Origin of the sequence: Streptosporangium sp. NPDC020145, assembly GCF_040631275.1 — a bacterium.
In the GTDB taxonomy this organism is placed as follows: Bacteria; Actinomycetota; Actinomycetes; order Streptosporangiales; family Streptosporangiaceae; genus Streptosporangium.
The window spans coordinates 19,508-42,574 of sequence record NZ_JBEXZT010000040.1; the positions used below are offsets into that span (position 1 = coordinate 19,508).

The 23,067-nt window shown below is 69.4% G+C and carries 21 protein-coding genes; 9 read left to right on the forward strand and 12 right to left on the reverse strand.

From position 1 onward, the window contains the following. Nucleotides 1–26: 26 nt before the first annotated feature. On the reverse strand, nt 27–812 hold the full coding sequence (locus ABZ463_RS38515) for a GntR family transcriptional regulator (RefSeq protein ID WP_362784454.1): 786 nt from the start codon (nt 810–812) through the stop codon (nt 27–29). Nucleotides 813–886: 74 nt separating this feature from the next. On the opposite strand from ABZ463_RS38515, the gene ABZ463_RS38520 reads away from it, so the two are divergent. Beyond that, a complete protein-coding gene (locus tag ABZ463_RS38520; RefSeq protein WP_362784457.1) occupies nt 887–1,327 on the forward strand; it encodes an NUDIX domain-containing protein in 441 nt (146 codons plus the stop codon). An 11-nt stretch (nt 1,328–1,338) separates the two neighbouring features. Then, the gene (locus tag ABZ463_RS38525; RefSeq protein WP_362784459.1) at nt 1,339–1,632 is read left to right on the forward strand and encodes a 4a-hydroxytetrahydrobiopterin dehydratase; all 294 of its coding nucleotides are present in this window, start codon (nt 1,339–1,341) and stop codon (nt 1,630–1,632) included. 237 nt (nt 1,633–1,869) lie between these two features. Here the strand turns inward: ABZ463_RS38525 and ABZ463_RS38530 are convergent, their stop codons facing one another. Further along, nucleotides 1,870–2,244 (reverse strand): hypothetical protein, encoded by a 375-nt coding sequence (locus ABZ463_RS38530; RefSeq protein WP_362784464.1) that lies wholly within the window; start codon nt 2,242–2,244, stop codon nt 1,870–1,872. Between the two features lie 263 nt (nt 2,245–2,507). On the opposite strand from ABZ463_RS38530, the gene sigJ reads away from it, so the two are divergent. Continuing rightward, nucleotides 2,508–3,398 carry an RNA polymerase sigma factor SigJ gene (sigJ, locus tag ABZ463_RS38535; RefSeq protein ID WP_362784467.1) on the forward strand — a complete coding sequence of 297 codons (891 nt, stop codon included), beginning with the start codon at nt 2,508–2,510 and terminating at the stop codon, nt 3,396–3,398. Nucleotides 3,399–3,710: 312 nt separating this feature from the next. On the opposite strand, the gene ABZ463_RS38540 is transcribed toward sigJ, so the two are convergent. The 4 genes from ABZ463_RS38540 to ABZ463_RS38555 form a co-directional block, all read right to left on the reverse strand. After that, nucleotides 3,711–4,325, reverse strand: coding sequence for a hypothetical protein (locus ABZ463_RS38540; RefSeq protein WP_352014022.1), 615 nt, complete (start codon nt 4,323–4,325; stop codon nt 3,711–3,713). Beyond that, the gene (locus ABZ463_RS38545) at nt 4,322–4,873 is read right to left on the reverse strand and encodes a sigma-70 family RNA polymerase sigma factor (RefSeq protein ID WP_352014021.1); all 552 of its coding nucleotides are present in this window, start codon (nt 4,871–4,873) and stop codon (nt 4,322–4,324) included. The genes ABZ463_RS38540 and ABZ463_RS38545 overlap by 4 nt, the downstream gene beginning before the upstream one ends. A gap of 680 nt (nt 4,874–5,553) precedes the next feature. Next, nucleotides 5,554–6,978 carry a gamma-aminobutyraldehyde dehydrogenase gene (locus ABZ463_RS38550; RefSeq protein ID WP_362784471.1) on the reverse strand — a complete coding sequence of 475 codons (1,425 nt, stop codon included), beginning with the start codon at nt 6,976–6,978 and terminating at the stop codon, nt 5,554–5,556. Between the two features lie 21 nt (nt 6,979–6,999). Then, nucleotides 7,000–7,935: a TIGR03619 family F420-dependent LLM class oxidoreductase gene (locus ABZ463_RS38555; RefSeq protein WP_352014019.1), complete on the reverse strand. Its 936-nt coding sequence runs from the start codon at nt 7,933–7,935 to the stop codon at nt 7,000–7,002. Nucleotides 7,936–8,094: 159 nt separating this feature from the next. On the opposite strand from ABZ463_RS38555, the gene ABZ463_RS38560 reads away from it, so the two are divergent. Further along, a complete protein-coding gene (locus tag ABZ463_RS38560) occupies nt 8,095–9,801 on the forward strand; it encodes an amidohydrolase (RefSeq protein ID WP_362784474.1) in 1,707 nt (568 codons plus the stop codon). 50 nt (nt 9,802–9,851) lie between these two features. Here ABZ463_RS38560 and ABZ463_RS38565 read toward each other — a convergent pair whose 3' ends face one another. Then, nucleotides 9,852–10,655 (reverse strand): ABC transporter permease, encoded by an 804-nt coding sequence (locus ABZ463_RS38565; protein ID WP_362784477.1) that lies wholly within the window; start codon nt 10,653–10,655, stop codon nt 9,852–9,854. Beyond that, complete coding sequence (locus tag ABZ463_RS38570; RefSeq protein ID WP_362784480.1) at nt 10,652–11,605, reverse strand: ATP-binding cassette domain-containing protein; 954 nt, start codon at nt 11,603–11,605, stop codon at nt 10,652–10,654. The genes ABZ463_RS38565 and ABZ463_RS38570 overlap by 4 nt, the downstream gene beginning before the upstream one ends. An 87-nt stretch (nt 11,606–11,692) precedes the next feature. Between ABZ463_RS38570 and ABZ463_RS38575 the strand changes: the two genes are divergently transcribed. Together ABZ463_RS38575 and ABZ463_RS38580 are read left to right on the forward strand one after the other, a co-directional pair. Continuing rightward, the gene (locus tag ABZ463_RS38575; RefSeq protein WP_352014015.1) at nt 11,693–12,454 is read left to right on the forward strand and encodes a TetR/AcrR family transcriptional regulator; all 762 of its coding nucleotides are present in this window, start codon (nt 11,693–11,695) and stop codon (nt 12,452–12,454) included. A gap of 60 nt (nt 12,455–12,514) precedes the next feature. Then, nucleotides 12,515–13,867 (forward strand): DUF4276 family protein, encoded by a 1,353-nt coding sequence (locus ABZ463_RS38580; protein WP_362784483.1) that lies wholly within the window; start codon nt 12,515–12,517, stop codon nt 13,865–13,867. 129 nt (nt 13,868–13,996) lie between these two features. Here the strand turns inward: ABZ463_RS38580 and ABZ463_RS38585 are convergent, their stop codons facing one another. After that, nucleotides 13,997–14,611, reverse strand: a complete 615-nt coding sequence (locus ABZ463_RS38585) for a dioxygenase (protein ID WP_362784486.1) — start codon at nt 14,609–14,611, stop codon at nt 13,997–13,999. 459 nt (nt 14,612–15,070) lie between these two features. Between ABZ463_RS38585 and ABZ463_RS38590 the strand changes: the two genes are divergently transcribed. Next, nucleotides 15,071–17,578 carry a M28 family peptidase gene (locus tag ABZ463_RS38590; protein WP_362784489.1) on the forward strand — a complete coding sequence of 836 codons (2,508 nt, stop codon included), beginning with the start codon at nt 15,071–15,073 and terminating at the stop codon, nt 17,576–17,578. Nucleotides 17,579–17,776: 198 nt separating this feature from the next. Here ABZ463_RS38590 and ABZ463_RS38595 read toward each other — a convergent pair whose 3' ends face one another. The 3 genes from ABZ463_RS38595 to ABZ463_RS38605 form a co-directional block, all read right to left on the reverse strand. Beyond that, complete coding sequence (locus tag ABZ463_RS38595) at nt 17,777–18,622, reverse strand: fumarylacetoacetate hydrolase family protein (RefSeq protein ID WP_352014012.1); 846 nt, start codon at nt 18,620–18,622, stop codon at nt 17,777–17,779. 78 nt (nt 18,623–18,700) lie between these two features. Next, complete coding sequence (locus tag ABZ463_RS38600; RefSeq protein WP_352014011.1) at nt 18,701–19,630, reverse strand: catechol 1,2-dioxygenase; 930 nt, start codon at nt 19,628–19,630, stop codon at nt 18,701–18,703. Further along, nucleotides 19,618–21,066, reverse strand: coding sequence for an aldehyde dehydrogenase (locus ABZ463_RS38605; protein WP_362784493.1), 1,449 nt, complete (start codon nt 21,064–21,066; stop codon nt 19,618–19,620). The genes ABZ463_RS38600 and ABZ463_RS38605 overlap by 13 nt, the downstream gene beginning before the upstream one ends. Nucleotides 21,067–21,185: 119 nt before the next feature. Between ABZ463_RS38605 and ABZ463_RS38610 the strand changes: the two genes are divergently transcribed. Both ABZ463_RS38610 and ABZ463_RS38615 read left to right on the forward strand, forming a co-directional pair. Beyond that, nucleotides 21,186–21,878 (forward strand): gamma-glutamyl-gamma-aminobutyrate hydrolase family protein, encoded by a 693-nt coding sequence (locus ABZ463_RS38610; protein ID WP_362784496.1) that lies wholly within the window; start codon nt 21,186–21,188, stop codon nt 21,876–21,878. A gap of 240 nt (nt 21,879–22,118) precedes the next feature. Further along, a complete protein-coding gene (locus tag ABZ463_RS38615) occupies nt 22,119–23,057 on the forward strand; it encodes a hypothetical protein (protein WP_362784499.1) in 939 nt (312 codons plus the stop codon). Nucleotides 23,058–23,067 lie beyond the last annotated feature (10 nt).

The window sequence follows — 23,067 nt, forward strand, 5'->3', positions numbered from 1 at the left end:
GCTCCTCTAGAGGAGTTCGTCAAGCGCTATCGCGCAGGAAGTTCGTACGACAACACGTAGGCATCGCTGGACATCACCGTGTCACACACCTCAACCGCCCGACCATCAACGGTGTAAGCCGTACGAACCAGACGAAACACCGGGACGCCCGGCGCCAACTTGAGCGCTCGCGCCTCATCACGAAGCGGCATCCGAGACTGGATGTCCTCCACGAAATGATCCAACTGGAACCCCAGCTCCTCCAAGCGGGCGTAGATCCCACCCGGCCCGCTGTCCGGCTCCGCGATCCTCGTCCCACGAGCGATCTCCACCGGGACATACGATCTGGCCATCTCCACCGGCTGACCATTGATCAGATACCGGCGCGACCGGCAGACCACAAGATCCTCCAGCGTGATCCCCAGTTTCTCCGCGACCTCCACCGACGGCCTCTCCTCGGAGACCTTGATGAAGTCAACGGACGGCTTCCCACCCGCGCCCTCGGTCTCCACGATGAACGCGGCCTTGCCCGATTGGCGATGACGGCGCGCGAACCGATCCGACGCCAGCCGCCGAACCGGCGGATGCGACCGGACGAATACCCCGCGCCCATGCTCGGCCACCGTCAAACCCTCACCCTGCAGGACCTGGAGAGCGTTGCGAACAGTCATCCGCGCGACGCCGTAGTGTTGCATGAGCTGAGCCTCCGAAGGCACCTTGTCACCCTCGGCGAGAACCCCACGCTCGATCGCGTTCCGAATGTGATCAGCGATCTGCCGGAAAACAGCCCGATCACTGGTCGGGTCCAGGTCCGGAAGGGACAGCTCGGCCACGATCACTCCTCAACTCGTACATACATGTATCGCAGCCCGAGAATAGCGATCAGCAAAAGTCCGGAGGGCACCAGATGGATCACCTGGAGGTTGGGCACTCGGTCAGTGTGGCCGGGGTGGTTCTCGACGACCAGGGACGTGCGCTGCTCGTCCAGCGGCGCGACAACGGCCACTGGGAAGCACCCGGTGGCATCCTGGAGCGCGACGAGGACATCACCACCGGTCTGGTGCGCGAAGTGCGCGAGGAGACCGGCCTGATCGTCGAACCTCTCGCCCTGACCGGGGTCTACAAGAACATGACCCGCGCCGTCGTCGCCCTGGTCTTCCGCTGCGCCGCCACCGGCGGCCACCTCACCAAGAACCGCGAAAGCCGCGCCTTCCACTGGGCCGACCCCCAGGAAGTGAAAACCCTCGCCAACGAGGCATTCGCCGTACGTGTCCTGGACGCCATGCGCCCCGGCCAGCCACCCGCCGTACGCCACCACGACGGCACCCACCTGCTGACGGACCCATGACCCTCCACCCGTTGTCCGATGAGGAGATCGCCGAGCGTCTGGCCGGGCTGCCCGGCTGGGAACGGAACGGGCACACGATCGAGCGGACCTTCCGGCACACCTACCACGAGTGCGTCCACCTGGCCGTGTACGTCGCGGCCAAGGCCCGCGAGGTCGGACACCACCCCGACATGCACATCACCTGGCAACGCATCCGCTTCGCCGTCACCACCCACGACGCCGGACACCGCCTCACCGCCAAGGACTTCGACCTGGCCCACCACATCGACGCCATCGCCACCGCCCACGGCGCCGAACCAGCCTGAACCACACACTCCACAGGTTGGCACGGACAAGAGCCCGGGGTTCGTCGCGGCCTGCCTGATCTGGGATTTTACCCTCGGGCCGCTCATCACCCTGAAGGGTTCGCAACAGCATCTCAGCCGGCGCGGTCTTCTCCGCCGAGGTGAGTCGCTCATCACCCTGAAGGGTTCGTGACTCGGGCCATCGCGCCTTCGTGTGCCACGAAAGGCGGTTGGCGGCCGAGGGGGTGGAACACGGGTTCAGGGCCTGTGCCAGGTTCGGGACAGGGCGAGCAGGCTCAGGCCGAACATCAGGACGCCCAGGGGGAGGTGGACCGAGGGAATGTGGGCGATGCCGAGCAGTACCTGGACGGAGGCCAGGATGATGAAGCCGGCGGCGTGGAGGATGGGGCGGGGGGAACCGCCGCCTGGCTTCCAGGCCAGGATCGCCGCGAGGACGTAGAGGACCGACGCTCCGTACATGACGCGGGCTCCGGCGCTGTGCAGGGTCTCCCCGTAGGAGGTGGACAGCAGCAGTCCGGCGGAGGTCGCCTGGACGAAGATGGTCAGGGTCTGCAGAGCGATCGCGATCCGCAGAAACGAGAAGTTGCGCTGTGCTGTCGCCTGAGTGGCCATGTCACGGTTCCCCTGTTCCGCCCTGGAAGTGTCTTGGAGTGCCTGTCGGTGCCCTGAAGGGCCAAAAAATGCCTGAGAGTGCCCTGAGACACCCGGAAGTGCCGTGAAGCGCCAGAAAAGATCTTGAAGTGTCCGGAAATATCTGGACGCGCCAGGGAGTGTTGGATAGTGCTGAAAAGTACCCCTAGGTAGTGGATCGATAAGGTCTCATCAGTCCGACGACGCAGGCCCGCGAAAGGTAAGGCGAGGAGGCGGCCGGGAGCATGGACACGGCTGGGACGGCCGCTGAGCGGCGCCAACTGATCAATGTCGCCTACCGGTTGCTCGGTTCACTGGCCGAGGCCGAGGACGCCGTACAGGAGGCCTACACGCGCTGGTACGCGCTACCGCGAGGCAAACGGGAGGAGATCGTGTCTCCCGGCGCCTGGCTGACGACCGTGACCGGTCGCGTCTGCCTGGACGTGCTCGGCTCGGCGCGGGCCCGGCGTGAGCGCTACGTCGGCGCGTGGCTGCCCGAGCCGCTGCCCGACCGCGCCGAGTGGGGCCACGGCCAGGGCGCCGACCCCGCCGACCAGCTGGTCCTGGACGAGTCGGTGGCCATGGCCTTTCTCGTCGTCCTGGAGTCGATGACCCCGGCCGAACGGGTGGCGTTCGTCCTGCACGACGTCTTCCGCTACTCCTTCGCCGAGATCGCCGACGTCCTCGACCGGACCCCCGCGGCCTGCAAGCAGCTGGCGGCCTCCGCCCGGCGGCGGGTGGACGGCACGCGGGCCCCGACGACGGTGACGGTGGCCGGGCGGACCGACGCGGTACGGCAGGTCAAGGAGGCGTGGGAGACGAAGGACATCACGGCCCTCGTCGGCCTCCTCGACCCGGCCGCCGTGATGGTCGCCGACGGCGGGGGAGCGGTCGGCACCGTACCGCACCCGGTCGAGGGCGGCGCGCGCATCGCCCGGTACATGGTCGCCATCGCCGACATGGCCCCGGGGCTCGAACTCCTGGAGCGGTCGGTCAACGGCATGCCGGGTCTGGTGGCCCGGCGTGCCGGTGTGGTCACGACCGTGGCCGCGTTCGACATCGTCGACGGTCATGTCACCCGGATCTGGGTGGTCCGCAACCCGGAGAAACTACGCCTCTGGGCACAGGACGGCTGACACTCCGGTGGAGAACACAAGAAGGGACGTGCCTGGTGGGCACGCCCCTTCCTCGTGGAAGACCTCCCCGATCGGAAAGCCTCCTCCGGACCAGAAAACTCGCTCCTCCGGATCAGAAGGCCTGCTCCTCCGGATCAGGAGGCTCGCGACCTGAAGAGGAGGCCCGCTCCCCCGGACCAGAAGGCTCGCGACCTGGAGGGGAGGCCGTCAGGAGTGGCCGATCACCACGGCTTGATCACGGACCCCGGCGGCCACGGTCGGGGCGGAAGGAGTGGAAGGCCGCCTGGACGGTCCGGGGCACTCCTGGCGGGTTCAGCTTCCCGCCGGGGGCCCGCCGGAGCCGTCGACGTCGTTCCAGAGCGGGTCGTCGACCACAACGCATGGTTTGACCTGGCCATTGACCACGTAGGTGGGGAGTTGCCACTGCGTCCCCGATCTCTCCGACCCGAACACGCGGTCCTTGTTCTCGGTGAGCATCATCACCAGGGTCTGCCCGTTTCCGACATACCGAGGATCGATTTCCAACCCTCCTCCGTGAGGCAGCAGGCGAACGGCCTTGGCGGACGCGGAGCCCTCCCATTCCTCCGGGGATGCGCCCCCAACGATGTCTCCCCTGTTCCCCTGGCACGCCTTACCGGACTTGAGGTAGGTGATGTCCGCGGACACCCCCATCTTTTTCAGATCCTGTTCCAGCTTGTCGGCGTCCCTGAACTCGTTCAGCTTGACGTTGATCGTGCCGTCGGTGTTCCTGGTCACCGCGTACGCGGCCTGTTCCGACCCGGTCAACAGCGGCATCGCGATCGTCGCCGCCGCGGCCAGCCCGGCCACCGCCGCCCCCGTGAGCAGGCGGCGACCGATGCGTCGACGGTTGGCGCGCGCGGTGATCTCGGCTTTCATCTGCATCAGTATCTGTTCCTCGAAACTCATCCCAGTGTTCCTTCCAGAACGAAGGGCAATCCCCGCAGCCTGCGGCGAGCGCGGTGCAACCGCACCTTGGCGGCCCCCGGCTGGATGCCGAGGGCCACCGCCGCCTCGGTGACCGTGAGCTGGTCGATGACGACCAGTTCGAGTACGGCGCGTTCCCCCTTCGGCAGGCCGGCCATGGCCGTGAAGAGCCGCCTGGCGGGCTGCTCCGCGTCGATGCGCTCCTCAAGCTTGGCGATGTCGTCACTGTCCAGTGGTCGCCTCCCGCTCATCCGGCTCGCCAGCCGCCACTCCTTGAACGAACGCCGCCGCTCGGTCGAGACCCTGTTGCGTGCCACGCCGTACAGCCACGCGAGCTCGGTCCCCTGCTCGGCCCGGTAGGTGTGGGCGGAGTTGAGCACCGCCATGAACACCTCGGCCACCATGTCGGCCACGGTGTGCGGGTCGTCGACGCGTCGTGCGAGGAAGCGGGTGACCGCATCGACGTGCCGCCGGTAGAAGGCTTCGAACGCCGCGTGATCTGTGGCGATCTCCGCCTGTTTGCGAAGCACTGGCAATGCCCCCCTTCGTTGGCTAACACCCCCTTTGGTCAGAATCTCCCAAAGGGTTACAGGGGGCGGATCCGCTCCTTCGGCCCGGCTGGAGCGGCGCCGTCGTCCCAGGCCGAAACGCCACACGGCACGACACAGGGCGGGAACATGAGCACCCGCCCTGTGCGCGACCACCTCGCCGCCCTTCGCAAGGGTGACGGAGGCGTCGGTACCGGTTGCTTCGGTCGGCTCGTCCGGTGAGAACCGGGTCCACCGCGGCCCACGCATCGCCCGGTACATGGTCGCGACATGGCCCCGGAGCTCGAACTCCTGGAGCGGCCGGTCGACGGCGTGCCGGTGTCGTCACGACCGTGGCCGCGTTCGACGTCGCCGACGGTCACGTCACCCGGATCTGGGTGGTCCGCAACCCGGAGAGACTACGCCTCTGGACACAGGACGGCTGACACCCCAAACAGACGCTTCAGCTGGAAGAGCCCTGGGCGGAAAGCTTCAGCGGGCAGGCCTCAGGTGGAAGGTCCGGACGGAAGGCGCCGAGCGGAAATCCCGGCTGGAAGAGCCCAGGTGGAAAGGCCGGATGGGAAGGAAACAGCGGAAGGGGCGTGCCCGTTGGGCGCGCCCCTTCCTCGTCGGAAACCCCGGTCGGCGAGCCTTCTCCGGACCAGAAGGCTCGCGACCGGAAGTCAGGAGTGACTGATCATCACGTGCTTCACGCGGGTGTAGGCGTCGAAGCCGTACCGCGACAGGTCCTTGCCGGTTCCCGAGTGCTTGAAGCCGCCGTGGGGCAGTTCGGGGATGATCACCTGGTGGCAGTTGACCCAGACCGCGCCGAAGTCCAGTTCCGCGGTCAGCCGCATCGCCCGGCCCGTGTCGCGGGTCCAGACGCTGGCGGCCAGGGCGTAGGGGACGCCGTTGGCCAGCTCGATCGCCTCCCGCTCGTCGGCGAAGGACTGCACGGTCACGACCGGGCCGAAGACCTCCTGCTGCACGATGTCGTCGTCCTGGCGGACCCCGGCGACCACGGTGGGGGCGAAGAAGTAGCCGGGCCTGTCCAGGCGGTGGCCGCCGGTGACGACGCGGGCGTGGCCGGGCAGCCCCTCGACGAAGGAGGCGACCCGTTCGGCCTGCGCGGCGTTGTTGGACGGACCGAGGAAGACGCCCTCCTCGTCGGGGGCGCCGACGGTCAGGGCGTCCGCGGCCTCGGCGAGAGCCTGGGTGAAGGCCTCGGCGACGCTCTCCTCGACCAGCACGCGGGTGACGGCGGTGCAGTCCTGGCCGGTGTTGAAGAAGGCGGCCTCGGCGACCGAGCGGGCCGTCTCGACCACGTCCACGTCGCCGAAGACCACGGCCGGGGCCTTGCCGCCCAGTTCGAGGTGGACGTCCTTGAGGTCGTCGGCGGCCGAGCGCATGACCTCGATCCCGGCGCGGGTCGAACCGGTGATGGCGACCATCTCGACGCCGGGGTGCTCGACGAGCGCCCGGCCCGTGTCACGGTCGCCGCAGACGACGTTGACGACGCCGGGCGGGAAGACCTGCGCGCACAGCTCGCCGAGCAGCACGGTCGAGCCGGGTGTGCTGTCGGCGGGCTTGATGACCAGGGTGTTGCCCGCGGCCAGGGCGGGGCCGATCTTCCAGGCGGCCATCATGAGCGGGTAGTTCCACGGCGTCACCTGGGCGACGACGCCGATCGGCTCACGCCGTACGAACGAGGTGTGGCCCTCGGCGTACTCGGTGGCGCCCAGGCCCTCCAGGACCCGGGCGGCGCCGGCGAAGTAGCGGATGGCGTCGATGGACCCGCCGACGTCCACGCGGCGGGTGATGCCGCGGGGCTTGCCGGTCGACCGTACCTCGGCCTCGGTCAGCGCGTCGCGGTTCTCCTCCATCAACCGGGCGAGGTCGAGCAGGAGCTCCTGCCGCCTGGCCGGGGTGCTGCGTCGCCAGGAACGGGCGGCCTCGGTGGCGGCGGCGACCGCGGCGGCGACGTCGTCGGCGTTCGAGCGGGGCGCGCGGCCGTACACCTTCTCCGTGGCCGGGTCGACGAGGTCCATCCACTCACCGCCCGCGGGCTCCCCGCTCTGCCCGCCGATCACGTTGCGCAGGGTGTCCATGCGTCTCCTTAGCTGGTGAAGTTAGCTGGTGAGGGTCTCGACGCGGGCCATCACCCGGCGGCAGAAGGCCGCGACGTCGTGCGGGTCGTCGGTGAACTGGGAGGGCTTGATGCAGAAGGTGTCGAAGCCCTGGGCCATCTGGTCGGGGATGGTGGACAGCGCCTGGTCGAGGTCGGCGACCGAGTCGTTGTCGGGGAAGATCGCCCGGGTGCCGCCGATCATCTCAAGCTCGGAGATGTCCCGTCCGGCCTCGCGCATCGCGTTCGCGAGCAGGTCGAGCTCCTCGGGCTTGGGCCTGCCGAGCGGGTTGAAGCCGTGGCCGTAGCGGACCAGGCGCCGCAGCAGCGGGCCGTGCAGGGTCTGGCCGCCGAACCAGAGGGTGGGGCCGCCGGGGCGGAAGGGCTTGGGCTCCAGGTAGACGTCCTCGAACGGGTAGTACTCGCCGTCGAAGCTCGCCGGGGACTCCTTCCAGAGCAGGTCCCAGGCGGCCAGGTGCTCGTCGAGGAGCTTGCCGCGCTTGTCGTACGGCACGCCGAGGGCGGCGTACTCGTCACGGCTCCAGCTCACCGTGGGGAGCACGACGAGACGGCCCTCGCTGAGCCGGTCCAGGGTGGCCATCTCTTTGGCCAGCAGCAGCGGGTGGCGCAGCGGGGCCAGGATCGCCCCGGCGACGAGCCGGATCTGGCTGGTCACCGCGGCGATGGCGCTGAGCAGGACGATCGAGTTGGGCCAGGAGGTCTTCGGGTCCTGGTTGCCGGGCAGGGCGTACTCCCTGGGGTTGGGCATGACCCCCAGGGCGCCGGAGTCGGGGCCGAGCACCACGTGTTCGCTGAGCATCACCGAGTCGAATCCGGCGTCCTCCGCCTCACGGGCCCACCGGACGACGGAGGCCAGGTCGTCGCCCGGCGTCATCGTCCAGTTCTCGCTGAGGATGAGCAGCATCTTCGGGGTCGCCACGGGCACGCCTCCGCCTGTCGTCTAAAGATTTGGGTCCAAACGGTATGTCCCGGGGGTGGGTGTTGGCAAGGTTTGTACGCCGTGAGCTGCGCGGCCCCCCATTGACGGAGAGTCATTTGGGTCCATACATTCATTCAAACAACCCCTTGGAGGCCTCCGATGTCCCAACCAGCGGACCTGATCCTGGTCAACGGCGACGTCCTGACCGTCGACGCCGACTTCTCCGTGGCCCAGGCGGTCGCGGTGCGGGACGGACGCATCCTCGCCGTCGGTGAGACCGCGGAGATCGAGGCGCTGGCCGGACCGGAGACCCGGGTGATCGACCTGGCGGGCCGTACGCTCCTGCCCGGCATCAACGACTCGCACCTGCACGGCGCCGCCTGGGGTCTGACCAGGCCGCCCTTCGCGCTCAGCGTCGGCTACCCCGCCGTCAGGTCCATCGCCGACATCGCCGAGACCGTACGGCGGGCCACCGAGACCACCCCCGAGGGAGAGTGGATCACCGGTCTCGGCTGGGACCTCGGCTACCTCGCCGAAGTCCTCGCCGACCCGTCCCGCCGCCCGCACCACCGTGACCTGGACGCCGTCTCCCCCGACCACCCGGTCGCGCTGACCGACTTCTCCGCGCACATGCTGTGGGTCAACTCCAGGGCCCTGGAGATCGCCGGGATCACCCGCGACACCGTCGCCCCTGTGGGCGGGGTGATCGAGGTGGACGCCGACGGTGAGCCGACCGGCATCCTGAAGGAGGCCGCCCAGGCCCTCGTGCAGGGCCTCATCCCGGTCGCGAGCGTCGAGCAGCGCAAGGAGGCCATCCGCCAGGCCGTCGCCGCCCTGCACGCCGAGGGCATCACCAGCTACACCGAGCCCGGCCTCGGCCCCGGCGGCACCCAGATCCTCGGCGGCGGCCTCAGCACCGAGTCCCTGGACGCCTACATCGAGCTGGCCCGCGCCGGGGAACTGGCCGCCAGGGTCAGGGTCCTGCTGCTGCCCGCCGCCATCGGCGGCTCCGCGGCCGACCTGGTCGCCGGGCTCGAAGGCCTCGGCGTGCCCGACGACATCGACCCCGACCTGCTGTCGGTCATCGGCGTGAAGATCTTCGCCGACGGTGTCCCGCCCAACGAGACCGCCTGGATGCACGAGCCGTACGGCAGCGCGGGAGGCTACGGTTCGCTGTGCGTGCACGGCGCGACCGCCGCCCTGCAGGAGGCCGAGCTGCGGGAGATGATCAGGCACGCGCACGCCGCGGGCTACCAGCTCGGGGTGCACGTCACCGGTGACCGGGGCATCGACGCCGTGGTGGACGCCTTCGTCGCGGCCAACGAGGTCCACCCCAGGCCGGACGCCAGGCACTACCTCATCCACGGCGACTTCGTCTCCGCCGAGAGCCTGGCCAAACTCGCCGCGCACGGCTACTCGGTCAACATGAACCCCGGCATCAAGTGGATGACCGCCGACATGATGGACGACATCCTCGGCAAGGCGCGCTCCGAGTACCAGTGGCCGGTCCGCTCCGCGGTCGAGGCGGGCGTCGCGGTCTGCTCAAGCTCGGACGCGCCGATCACCGAGCCCAACTGGCGCCAGGCCGTCGCCTCGATGATGCTGCGCGAGTCCAAGGCGACCGGCAAGGTCAGCGGCCCCGACCAGTGCGTGGACCTGGCCACCGCGCTGCGCGCCTACACGATCAACCCCGCCCGCCAGGACTTCGCCGAGTCCTGGAAGGGCAGCGTCGAGGTCGGCAAGATCGCCGACCTGTGCGTCCTCGGCGGTGACCTGCGCGCCGGCGACCCGCACGACTACGCCGACATCCCGGTCGACCTGACCGTCCTCGGCGGGAAGGTCGTCTACGAGCGCGCCGGGAACTGAGCCACCAGGCGAGGGACCGTCCCGGGGGTGCGCCCGGGACGGTCCCTTTTTCATGTCCTGCTCAGATGGCGGTATTTCCGTACCGACAGCGGCAGGAAGACCGCGACGAGCAGCAGCGGCCACGCCACGGCCATGGGGATCGCGTTCAGGGTGATCCAGGACCCGGCCTCGAAGCCCGGGGTCCCGAACAGGTCCCGTACGGCCGCCGCCGTGACCGAGAGCGGGTTCCACTCGGCGATGGCGCCGAGCCAGGAGGGCATGGTCGCCGGGTCGACGAAGACGTTGGACAGGAAGCCCACCGGCCAGACCAGGATCTGCACGGCCGTCACCGACTCCGGGCCGCCGGCGGCCAGGCCCGCCAGGATTCCCACCCACAGCAGGGCGAAGCGCAGCAGGAGCAGCAGCCCGAACGCGGCCAGGGCCGGGCCGGGTCCCTCGTGCCAGCGCCAGCCGAGCGCGAGCCCCGCGCCGACCATGACGGCCAGGCCGACCACCGAGTTGAGCATGTCGGCGACGCAGCGGCCCGCCACGACGGCCGGTGAGCTCATCGGCATCGAGCGGAACCTGTCGGTCACGCCCTTCGCGGCGTCGGTCGTCACGGCCATCATGGTGTTCTCCAGTCCGAAGAACACGGTCATGGCGAACATCCCGGGCATCAGGAAGTCGAAGTAACCTCCCCCGCCGGGCACCTCGATCGCGCCGCCGAACAGGCCGCCGAACATCAGCGCGATCATGACGGGGAAGACCCAGCCGATGGCGACCGTGCCGGGCCGCAGGGCCCAGTGGTTCAGGTCGCGCCTGGTGATCGTCCAGGTGTCCGCGAAGGCCCAGCCGACCGTGGACAGTGCCGTCATCGAACGACCTCCTTGGTGAGTTTGAGGAAGACCTCGTCGAGCGTCGGACGGCGCAGGGTGATGTCCTGGGGCTCGACGCCCGCCTCGTTCAGCGCCGAAACCAGCTCGGCCAGCGCGCGGGTGCGCCCGGCCACCGGCACGCTGACCCGGTCACCCTCGGCGTACGGCTCGCCGGAGGCGACCCGGCCCGCCAGACCGAGCACCGTCGTCACGTCGTCGCCACCGGACAGCACGACGTCGATCCGGTCACCGCCGACGGTGGCCTTGAGCTCGTCCGGCGTGCCCTCGGCGACGACCCGACCGGCCCTGAGCATCGAGATCCGGTCGGCCAGCCGGTCGGCCTCCTCCAAATACTGGGTGGTCAGCAGCACGGTCGTGCCCGACTCGGCCAGCTCGCGGACCGCCTCCCACACCTCGGCGCGGGCCGCCGGGTCGAGACCGGTCGTCGGCTCGTCGACCAGCAGCACCGGCGGCGCCACGATCAGGCTCGCGGCCAGGTCGAGCCTGCGCCGCATGCCCCCCGAGTAGGTCGCGACCGATCTGCCGGCGCTCTCGGTCAGGGAGAAGCGTTCGAGCAGCTCCTCGGCCCTGCTTCTGGCCACCGGGGCGGGCAGGTGGTTCAGCCTGCCGAACATCACGAGGTTCTGCCGTCCGGTCAGCACCTCGTCGACCGCGGCGTACTGCCCGACGAGCCCGATGTTCCGGCGGACGTGCCGGGCCTGCGTCGCGACGTCGAACCCGGCGACGCTCACCCGCCCGGCGTCGGCTTCGAGCAGCGTGGCCAGGATCCGGACCGCGGTCGTCTTGCCCGCCCCGTTCGGGCCGAGCAGCCCGCGCACCGAGCCCGCCCGCACCCGCAGGTCGAACCCATTCAAACCCGTCCCCTCCGGCGCCTTCGGGTAGCGCTTGCGCACACCCTCGGCGTCGATCGTGAACTCGGGTCGCCCCACGTGCACCCCTTTCTTTCGTACGGCGTACCGTACACCGTACTGAATGACTATAGTGGGGTCAACGCCGAAGGTTTGGAGACTGTTCCCGTGAGCGGAAGAAAGGGCGCCGACCCCGCCCGCAGCCTGGCCCTGCTGTGGGGGGCGCACGGCAGGCCGGGAAGGTCCGGGCTGACCATCCGCGCGATCGTCGAGGCCGCCGTCGAGCTGGCCGACACCGAGGGCATCGAGGCCGTCTCCATGCGCCAGGTCGCCGAGCGGCTGCGGGTCGGCACCATGTCGCTCTACACCCACGTGCCCGGCAAGACAGAGCTGGTGGACCTGATGGTCGACACCGCGTACGGCAGGCTCTACGACGACGTGGACGCGCCCTCCGCACAACCCGGCGGCTGGCGGGGGGCGCTGCGGTTCGTCGCCGCGCGCAACTGGGACCTCTACCTACGCCACCCCTGGATGCTGCAGGTCACGGGGGGCCGCCCCGCCCTGGGACCCAACGCCGTGCTCAAGTACGAGGCCGAGCTGCGGCCCCTCGACGGCATCGGCCTGACCGACCTGGAGATGGACGCCGTCCTCACCCTGGTCCTGACCCACGTCGAGGGCACCGCGCGGACCAGGGCGAGCCTGGAGGAGGCCCGGCGCGACAGCGGCCTGACCGACGACGAGTGGTGGGTGGCCAACGCGCCCCTGCTGGACAAGGTCGCCGACGAGAGCAGGTTCCCCGTCGCCTCCCGGGTCGGCCAGGCAGCGGGCCAGGAGTACGACGCCCCCGCCGACCCGGAGGTCGCCCTGACCTTCGGCCTCGACCGCATCCTCGACGGCGTGGCCACCCTGATCACCGGCCGGGAGGGCTGACCACCACGGAACCGTCCAGGAAGTCGTACTGTCCAGGAAGTTGGACCGTACGCTTGGGATATGCCGCGCAAGATCCAGAACATCCACGTCGAGGGATACACCTCGATCCGCCAGGCCGATGTCCGGCTGGGGGACATCACGCTCCTGGTGGGGGCGAACGGCGCGGGCAAGAGCAACTTCATCGCCGCCGTGGAACTCCTCGGCAGGATCGCCGACGGCGAGCTCGGCCTTGAGGTCGGCCTCAGGGGAGGCGCACAGGCCCTTCTGCACGCGGGGGCCAAGGCGGGCGGATCCATCGTCCTGGGAATCCAGGCCGGAGACGGTGAGATGACGAGCGGCTACGAGGCGGTGCTGGTTGCCGCGGCGAACGACACACTGATCTTCGAACAGGAGAGGATCACCCGTCGGCGCTCGGGCCTCGCCAAACGGTGGGGTGTCTCCTTCGGAAGCGGTCATCGGGAGACGCTCCTGCACACCGCGCCGGAGGATACGGAGGACGTGGTGGACATCCTGCGGGGGTGCCGGGTCTTCCACTTCCGGGACACCAGCAGGAACGCCCCGGTCAAACAGCTCGGCTACGTGGACGGCCAGGACTTCCTGCGGCCGGATGCGGGAAACCTCGCAGCCTTCCTCCTGTACCTGCGCAGGGAACACCCGGAGAGTTACGAACGGATCCGAAGCACGGTGCGGGTGATGGCGCCGTTCTTCCGCGACTTCGTCCTGGTGGAGGACGCCAAGGGGCGGACCAGCCTCCGCTGGAACCAGCAGGGCGTCGACGCGGTCTTCCCCGCGGAGGCCCTCTCGGACGGCACCCTGCGTTACATCTGCCTGACCACACTTCTTCTGCAGCCGAGGCCTCCCGCCCTGCTGACCCTGGACGAACCCGAGCTGGGACTGCACCCGTTCGCGATCGTCCAGCTGGCGGACATGCTGAGATCCGCCGCCACCCGCAGCCAGATCGTCATCGCCACCCAGTCGGTGACCCTGCTCAACCAGTTCTCCCTCGACGACCTCGTGGTGGCCGAGAGGGACGAGGGGGAAACGGTCCTGCGCAGGCCGGAGCCCGAGGCCCTCCGGGAATGGCTCGACGACTACTCCTACTACGGCCTTCCCCGGGACACCCCTGGGATGGACGACCTTCCGAGTGGGACGCCTCACGCGCGCGTCGAGCATGTGGAGAGGGCCGTCCATCGTGCGCTGGACGATGGCCCGCGTCTCGTTCCGAACCTTGTTCTGCACGAGACGGAGACGTGGGTGTTCGCCGCGGCGAAAGAGCTGGGGGAGCTTCTCGGCAGGCCGGATGTCGCCGACGCCCTGCGCAAGCAGGCCGAACGCGCCGGAGGGCCCGAACTGGTCAACGACGGAGGGGAGACCGCCCCTTCGAAGCGCATCCTGGCGACGTACCCGGGATAACGGAAGACCCATGACGGGCCTCTCGCCATCGCGGATCACGGCCTCGCCGCCCTGCGGCGTGACTGCCCGCATCTGGACGCGTGGGTGCTTCGGGTGCTGGAGGGCGAGAGAACGGTGTGACCCGGTGGCTCACCCGGTGGAGTCGAGGACGAAGACGTAGGTTCCGTTGCCGGCGTACATGTTCAGGAGCAGCCGGGGGTCGAAGAGGACGTCGACGCTGTTGCGCGGTTCCCCGGGGAAGTAGAGCTGGGTGGTCAGCAGCCGCAGGCCGGGGGCCTGGATCTTGACGTGGATGTGCCGGGTGCGGCTGGGATAGGGGCCGGGCACGACCGTGGTCAGCTTGAAGGCGCCCCGGGGGTCGGTGAGCTGGTGGCCGCGGAACGCGAACCCGACGCTGTCGTATTTTCCCTGGCTGTCCGCGTGCCAGAAGTCCATCAGGACGTTGGGCAGCGGGTCGCAGGAGCGGTTCACGACGAAACCGCTGACCTTCAGCGGGGTGCCGGAGCCGGGAAAGACGTTGCGCGCGGGAGAGCTCGGCCTGAAGTGGACGCCCACGGGCTGCTGGACGGTCGGGTCGTCGTCGCAGAACGGCGTGGGGTCGAGGAGCCGCCCGGCCTCCCCGGCCAGCGCGGGTGCGGCCTGGCCGAGCAGCAGCGGGATCGGCACACCCATCAGGGCCGCCTTCAGCAGCGTCTTCCTGCTGATGCCGTTCTCGGTCTCGTCGGTTACGCGATCGGCGCCCACGGTGGTCTCCTCGGCGTGCGGGGGGTGTCCGGTTCCTCGGAGAACGGCAGGAGCCGGTTTGTTTAAGGTCGCATGGAATTGAGATCATTTGCACCCAACGGGCGTCCATAGTCTCGGGTAATACCCCCTGGCTGTTCATTGTCCGAGGCGTCGTACCCCCGATATAGTGCCTTCCTTTTCATGAAATTTCGGTAATTGGGGGGCGAGACATCCCTGGCCAAAGGGGTGGTTTTTTCGGGGGAGGATACGTAGCTTCTTCTACTGAGCCACGCATGTGGCGGCGGTTTTTCGGTGGCCACTTAGTGCTTACCGTTTGGCCGGCAAAGTTAGAACCGTATCCCTTTTCTGCCCCCCAATCCCCGTGATGTTCCGTACCTTCCGGATTTTTCCGGTGGCGTCGGCGCCCGGTGTTCCCAGCGAACGCCAGGCAGGCGGGGAAGCCAGGAAGGAACGACACGCATGAAACGTAAGGGACTGATCGCGGTGACGGTGGGTGTCGCCACGGTCGCGGCGACCACGCTCTACACGGCACCCGTGAACGCGGCCGGACAGACCACCCCGGGAACGTCGAACGCGACGACGGCCGACCCCGGAAGCGACCCCAGGGCGCTGGCCGCGCAGGCCGCGGACAAGGCGGTCGCCGAGGGGCTGGGCGTGTTACGCAGGGGCCCGGAGGAGAGCTTCGAGCGCACCGGCGTGACCTCCGGCGCCGACGGCACGCAGTACGTCGGCTACGAGCGCGCCTACAAGGGGCTGCCGGTGGTCGGCGGCGACGCGGTGGTCGTCACCGACGCCGCCGGAAAGATCATGGACACCGTCGCGGCCACCGGCCCCACCGGGGACGTCGCGCTGACGCCGAAGGTCAGCACGAGGAGCGCCCTGAAGGTCGCCAAGGCCAGGCTGTCCCAGGTGGACAAGGCCGAGCAGCCGAGGCTCGTGGTGCGGGCCGGGGAGAAGGGCGAAAGGCTCGCCTGGGAGGTCGCGGTCTCCGGCGTCGCCGACCGGAAACCGAGCGTCCAGCACGTCTTCGTCGACGCCCTCGACGGCTCGGTCATCGACGCCTACGACCTGGTCAAGTACGGCACCGGCAACGGCTTCTACAACGGCCAGGTGACGATCTCCACCTCCGGCTCCGCCGGCTCCTACACGATGAAGGACCCCACCCGCAACGGCCTGGCCTGCGGCGGGCAGAACGGCGCGCCGTACACCAAGGACGTCGACTCCTGGGGTGACGGAACCGGCACCAGCCTGGAGACCGGCTGTGTCGACGCCTTCTGGGCCGCCCAGAAGATGTGGGACATGCTCCGCGACTGGTTCGGCTACAACGGCTTCAACGGCCGTGGCGGCGGCTTCCCGACGCGGGTCGGCATGAACGACGCCAACGCGTACTGGAGCGGCTCCTACGCCGTCTTCGGCCGCAACCGGGCGAACACCCAGCAGGCCACCGCGTTGGACGTCATCGGCCACGAGTACGGCCACGCCATCTTCCAGTTCGCGGGCAGCGGCAGCATGGGCACCGGGAACGAGTTCGGCGGGCTGAACGAGTCGGCGGGTGACATCTTCGGCACGCTGCTCGAACACTACGCGAACGTCCCCGGCGACCCGCCGGACTACACCATCGGCGAGGAGGTCGACCTGCTCGGCACCGGCCCGATCAGGAACATGGCCAACCCGTCGCTGATCGACAGCGCGCCCAACTGCTACTCCTCCACGATCCCCATCACCGAGGTGCACGCCGCGGCCGGGCCGCAGAACCACTGGTTCTACCTGCTGGCCGAGGGCACCCACCCCGGAGGCGGCAAGCCGAACAGCCCGGTCTGCTCCGGTCCGCCCTACCTGGCCGGCATCGGCATCAAGAAGGCGGGCAAGATCTTCCTGAACGCCCTGCTGCGCAGGACCTCGACCTGGCGTCACACCGACGTCCACCGTGCGACCCTCGCCGCCGCGGCCGAGCTGTACGGCTCCCGCAGCGTCGAGTACGCCGCCGTCTGGGCGGCCTGGAGAGCGGTCAACGTCCCCTCCGCCACGCCGACCCCGCCCCCGGTCCCGGTCCCCACGGTGACGCCGGTGGTGGCCCCCACGGGACCCGGTGACCCCCCTGGGGTCAGCCTGGCCAACGTCAAGGCCCACCTGCAGCAGTTCCAGTCCATCGCGTCGAGCAACGGCGGCACCCGCCGTTCGACCGGCGCGGGTTACACCGCCTCGGTCACCTACATCGAGAACAAGCTGCGCGCCGCGGGCTACACCGTGACCCGGCAGAGCTGCACCAGCGGCTGCAGCCGGGGCGCGGGTCCCAACCTGATCGCCGACTGGCCGGGCGGTGACGTCAACCAGGTCATCATGGCCGGTGCCCATCTCGACAGCGTCTCCGCCGGTCCCGGCATCAACGACAACGGCTCGGGCTCCGCCAGCCTGCTTGAGGTCGCACTGACCCTGGCCCAGTACAGGCCGACCCTGGCCAAGCACGTGCGGTTCGGCTGGTGGACCGACGAGGAGCAGGGTCTGCTCGGTTCGAAGTTCTACGTCAACTCGCTCGGCTCGGCCGGGCGCTCCAAGATCAAGCGGTATCTGAACTTCGACATGGTCGGCTCGCGCAACGGCGGCTACTTCATCAACAACATCTCCACCGCGGCGGCGGCCGATCTCAAGGCCTTCTACAACCAGATCGGTGTCCAGACCGAGGAGAACGTCGAGGGCGCCAACCGCTCCGACGACGCCTCCTTCCGCAACGGGGGCATCCCCACCTCCGGGGTCGCGGCCGGAGCCAGCGCCCGTAAGACCTACGCCCAGGCCTCCAAGTGGGGAGGTACGGCCAACCAGCCCTACGACTCCTGCTACCACTCCGCCTGCGACACCACGAGCAACATCAACGACACGATCCTGGACCGGGCCGCCGACGCCACCCTCTACGCCATCTGGCGGGCGGCCATGAGCGCCGGCCCGACCCTCGCGCAGCCCCAGCCGTGACATCCACTGTGACACCCGCTGTGACGCGCGCCTGAACGGGTGAACCCCGGCCGGATCACTCCGGCCGGGGTTCACCTGCCCCTGTACTCCCTCGGCCCCGGCGCAGGCACGGTCAGGGGCCTGCCGGACAGGGCCGCAGGCCCCCGACCTCCCGACGTGCTCCGCCGGGGCGGACCCTAGGGATCCGCAAAACAGGCCCTAGCGCTGGGGCGCGCGGATGCCGCGGAACTCCCAGTCGCCGCCGAAGGTGGTGGAGATGACCTCCTCCGACTCGGTCGGCTGGGCGCCGCAGTCGTCGCGGATCGGCGCGGGGCCGGTCACGATGTGGTTGGTCAGCTTGCCCAGTCCCTCGACCTCGACCTCGACCACGTCACCGGGCTGGACCGGGCGGGAGTTGGCCGGGGTGCCCGACAGCAGCACGTCGCCGGGGTAGAGGGTGATGGTGCGGGCGATGTCGGCCACCAGGTAGTGCATGTCCCACTCCATCTCGTCGGTGGAGCCGTCCTGCACCACCTTCCCGTTGACGAGGGTGCGCAGCCGCTTGTGGTGGAAGTCCCAGTCGGTGACCAGGCCGGGGCCGAGCGGGCACAGCGTGTCGGAGCCCTTGACGCGCAGCATGGACCCGGCGTCGGTGTCGCGGAAGTCGTGCAGCCCGTAGTCGTTGCCGATGGTGTACCCGGCGATGTAGTCGCCCGCCTCCTCGGGGGAGACGTTACGGGCGGTGCGGCCGATGACGATGGCCACCTCGCCCTCGTAGTTGAGGTACTTGCAGCGCTCGGGACGGACCACGGCGCCCTTGTGCGCGTTGAGGGCGGAGGTGGGCTTGTGGAAGTAGGTCGGGGCGTCGGGCAGGGTGGTCATGAACTCCTCGACCCGGCTGCGGTGGTTGAGGTGCACCGCGACGACCTTGGAGGGGACGACCGGCGGCAGGTGCACGGCCTCCTCGACACCGACCACCCGCCCGTCGGCGCTGACCAGTTCGTCGCCTTCACGCCGCACCTGGGTGGCGGCGCCGTCGAGCAGGATTCTGCGATATTCGGGCATCAACGGCCCTTTCCACGTTGAGAGTCGGAAAAAGCGAGAACTGGGGCGCCGTCCCACGACGGTACCGGAACGCGCAGGTCAGCCGGGGTAAGGGTAGGGATAGGGGTCGTTGGAGGGGTCGGTGCGGTGCGGAGCCGGGAAACCGCCCGCGGGCGGGTCGAACCACAACAGGACCTGGCCGGTGCCCACGGAGTTCTCGTACTCCCCGTACTGCCGGCCCGGCGCGGTGCAGTCCCCCTCACCCAGCGCGCCGATCATCATGAGGTAGTGGCCGAACCGGGCCTCCGGCTTGAACCGGGCGAACTCCGGCATGGTGTCCAGCACCCGGGCGTGATCGCCCTCCTTGAACCAGCCGATCCGCTCGTAGTCGGCGGCGCGGGCCTCGGGGGTGATGATGTGCTCAGGACCGGAGGCCTCGTGCGCCCGCAGATGCCGCAGCGGCCAGAAGGTGTGCGACAGGGCGCCGGAGGCGATCAGCAGCACCTTGCGGTCCGTCGCGGCGATCGCGTCCCCCAGGGCGCGTCCGAGCCGCAGGTGGTCCTCGGCGTCACCGGTCTGACACACCCCGATGCTCACCCACCGCTTACCGGCCACGCCCAGATGCGTCCACAGGTTGGTGGTGGCGTAGTAGATCGGCAGGTAGGGGTCCTCGATCGCGGTGATCCAGGTGGCGTGGTCGGCCGCCCTGGCGGCGATGGCGTGCGCGAGTTCCTGGTCGCCGGGGAAGTCGTAGGGCATCCGGCACATGCCGCGGGGCAGTTCCTCGGAGGTGAACAGGCCCGCGCGGTGCTGCTGGGCGGTGACGACGAACTCGACCGTGGTGGCCCAGTGCGAGTCCAGCACCACCACCGTGTCGTAGTCCACCGTCTCGAAGACGTCCTTGCGGAGTTGCTGCAGGCCCGTGACCAGGGTGATCTCCTGGCCGTTGTTCAGCTCCCGCCGGGTGGCCTCGGGAAGGACGATGGTGGGCACGTGGGCCAGCAGGCCCGCCCCGACTACCTGACCCATGGCGCGCTCACCGTGTTCTTCACGTCGCAGTAGAAGTCGAAGCTCCAGGTGCCGCCCTCACGGCCGACCCCGGACTCCCGGGACCCGCCGAACGGCGCCTTGAGGTCACGCACGAAGAAGCAGTTCACCCACACCGTCCCGGCGACGAGCTGGGCGCTGACCCGCTCGGCCCGCTCCTGGTCGCCGGTGATCAGGGTGGCGGCCAGCCCGAACCGGGTCCCGTTGGCCATCTCCACCGCCTGCTGCTCGCCGGTGAAGGTCTGCAGGGTCAGCACCGGCCCGAAGACCTCCTCGGTGAGGATCTCGCTCCCCTCGGCGGCACCGGTGATCAGGGTCGGCCGGTAGTACTGGCCGCCCAGGTCGGTGTTGGGGCCGCCGCCGATGACGGCCTTCGCCCCGGCCTCCAGGGCGCGCTGGACGAAGCCGTCGATGCGCTCCAGGTGCCTGGGGTGGATGTTGGGGCCCAGGTCGGTGGACAGGTCCCGGGGGTCACCCTGCTTCAACGCGGTGGCGCGTTCGACGAACCGGGCGGTGAACTCCTCGGCGACGGACTCCTCGACGAGCAGGCGGGTACCGGCCAGGCAGACCTGCCCGGCGTTGTCGTACTGCTCGACCGCCAGGTTCACGGCCAGGTCCAGGTCGGCGTCGGCGAACACGATCAGCGGCGACTTGCCGCCGAGCTCCAGCGACAGCGGGGTGAGGTTCGCGGCGGCGGCCGAGGCGATGGTCCGGGCCGTGGGCACGGAGCCGGTGAAGCTGATGCGCCGCACCCGGGGGTCGGCGACCAGGGCGGCGCCTGCCTCGGCACCGTAGCCCTGCACGACGTTGAACACCCCGGCGGGCAGCCCGGCCTCGGCGGTGATGTCGGCCAGCAGGGAGGCGGTCAGCGGCGTCCACTCGGCCGGCTTGAGCACCACCGTGTTGCCCGCCGCCAGCGCGGGCGCGATCTTCCAGGTGGCCAGCATCAGCGGCGCGTTCCACGGCGTGATCAGCGCGCACACCCCGGCCGGGTCCCAGCTGACGTGGTTGGTGTGACCGCGGGTCTCGAAGTCCTCGTGACCCAGCTCCAGCAGCCAGTCGGCGAAGAAGCGGAAGTTGTGCGCCACCCGCGGCATGACCCCCCGCAGATGGGAGCGCAGCAGGGCGCCGTTGTCGGTGGTCTCCACGATCGCCAGGTCCTCAAGCCTGGCCTCGACCCCGTCGGCGATCGCGTGCAGCAACCGCGCCCGCTCAGCCCGGGAGGTCGCGGCCCAGGCGGGGAAGGCGGCGTGGGCGGCGCCGACCGCGGCGTCGACCTCGGCCGCCCCACCCCGGGCGACCTGGGCGAGCAGGGTCTGGTCGATGGGGGAGTGGTCGTCGAACGTGGTGGGCGAGCCGACCCGCTCGCCGCCGATCCAGTGATCGCCGTGGACGGGGATACCGGCGACAGTGGCCATCCGCTTCTCCTAATCGTTTGGCTCCAAACAACCTAGGGTGAGCCGCGATGGCAGGTCAAGACCTAGGAGGAGCTCTAGGGTACCGTTTGGCTTCAAATGAACCTTTGAAGGAGTCCGGGATGTCTCGACGTCCGCTCATCGCGATCCCGTCGCGTTTCGCCGCCACCACCTCCGCCCTGCGGTACGAGGCCGTGGTCACCGCCCGGGCGCTGGCCGACGCGGTGTACCGGGCGGGCGGGGAGCCGTTCCTCATGCACCCGGTCGACGCCGAGCGGGCGGCCGAGCGGCTCGCGGTGGCCGACGGACTGCTGCTGCCCGGCGGCGGCGACCTGGCCCCGCAGTCGTACGGCGAGGCCGTGGCACACGAGACGGTCTACGACGTGGACGCCGAGCAGGACGCCTTCGACCTGGCCGCCGCCGAGTACGCGCTGACGACCGGCCTGCCGACGCTGGCGATCTGCCGGGGGCTGCAGGTGGTCAACGTGCTGCGGGGAGGCAGGCTCCGGCAGCACATGGAGGCCGACCACCGTCACATGGTGCACCCGGTGACCGTACGGCCGGGCTCGCTGCTGGCCGGGATCACCGGGGAGAGCCGGATCAGCGCCTCGTGCTACCACCACCAGTGCGCCTCCGGGCTGGGTGAGGGCCTGGTGGCGGTGGCGCACGCCGTGGACGGCACGGTCGAGGCGGCCGAGCTGCCCGACGCGGCCGGGTGGTTCCTCGGGGTGCAGTGGCACCCGGAGGACACCGCCGCGAAGGACCCGGCCAACCAGTGCCTCTTCGACGCCCTGGTGGCCGCCTCCCGAAATTAAGGGTGATTGTTCCTATTTCATTCACCCTTGTCCCAGGCGTTTGCTGCATTGATCGGATGAAGGTGGTTACAACCGCATAACGATGCCGATAAAGCATGCATGGTGAAGTGCGTGAGTATTGTGATTGCAGGGGCTTGCGTGGCTATGGCCACTATTGCGGGATTTGTTCCCAGGGCCTACGCGGCGGACTACGCCACGGCGTGTGCGAATCCCACCGTTACCCTCACCAGCGGGAGCCCCGTGCCACCGATCTCCGCGGGCATGGTCGTGCTCTTCCAGGCGGGGACCTACAACAGCCTCTCGGCGATGGTGACCGGCGGTGGCGTCGCCTGCCTGGCCCCCGGGGCGAAGTGGACGGTGACCTCCTTCGGCGTCGCCCCGGTCGGGTCGATCTACGTGCGGGGCGAACTCGACGTGCAGACGCTCCAGGCGCTGAGCAACGGCTTCCGGCTGGAGAACGAGGGCACGGTCTCGGTGAGCGGCATCATCCAGGCCGGCGCGAACTCGATGCTGATCAACCACAAGGGGGCCACCTGGCAGGGCACCGGATCACAGACGCTGTTCGGTACGGCGAGCCTGACCAACGAGGGCACGATCGACCTGGTGGGCTCGCTGACGCTGGCCGAGCAGAGCTCGTTCACCAACGTCGGCGACACCACGGTCGGCGCCTTCCAGAACGGCTCGACCACGACGAACACCGGGACCATCACAGTCATCGGCTCGGCCACCACCTCGGGGACCCTCTACAACAGGTGCCTGGCCGACTTCCGGTTCGGCTACGAGTCCGAGGGCTCGACCCTCAATGAGGGCATAGTCCTGGCCACCGGCGGCACGCGGAACAGGATGGGTCTGTACATCTCCGGGACCTACACCAGCACCGCGACCGGCGTGACCAGCGGCAGTGACTTCACCATCGCCGTGACCGGGCAGATGACGGGCGCGGGGAGCTACCGCTTCACCGGCCTCACCGTGGTGGCGGGCAGCGCCGTCGGCAGTCCGCAGATCGTCTTCTACGACACCTCGCAGACGGGAAGCCAGATCTTCGACGTGGTGACGGGCACGGTGACCAACGTGGTCAGGGCCGTGGTGCCCCCGCCCGACCCCGCCGTCCTGCCCGCCGGATGCGCCGCGGCGGGGGTCGACCTGACCATCACCAAGTCGGTCAGCCCGGTGAGCTGATCGTCCGCGC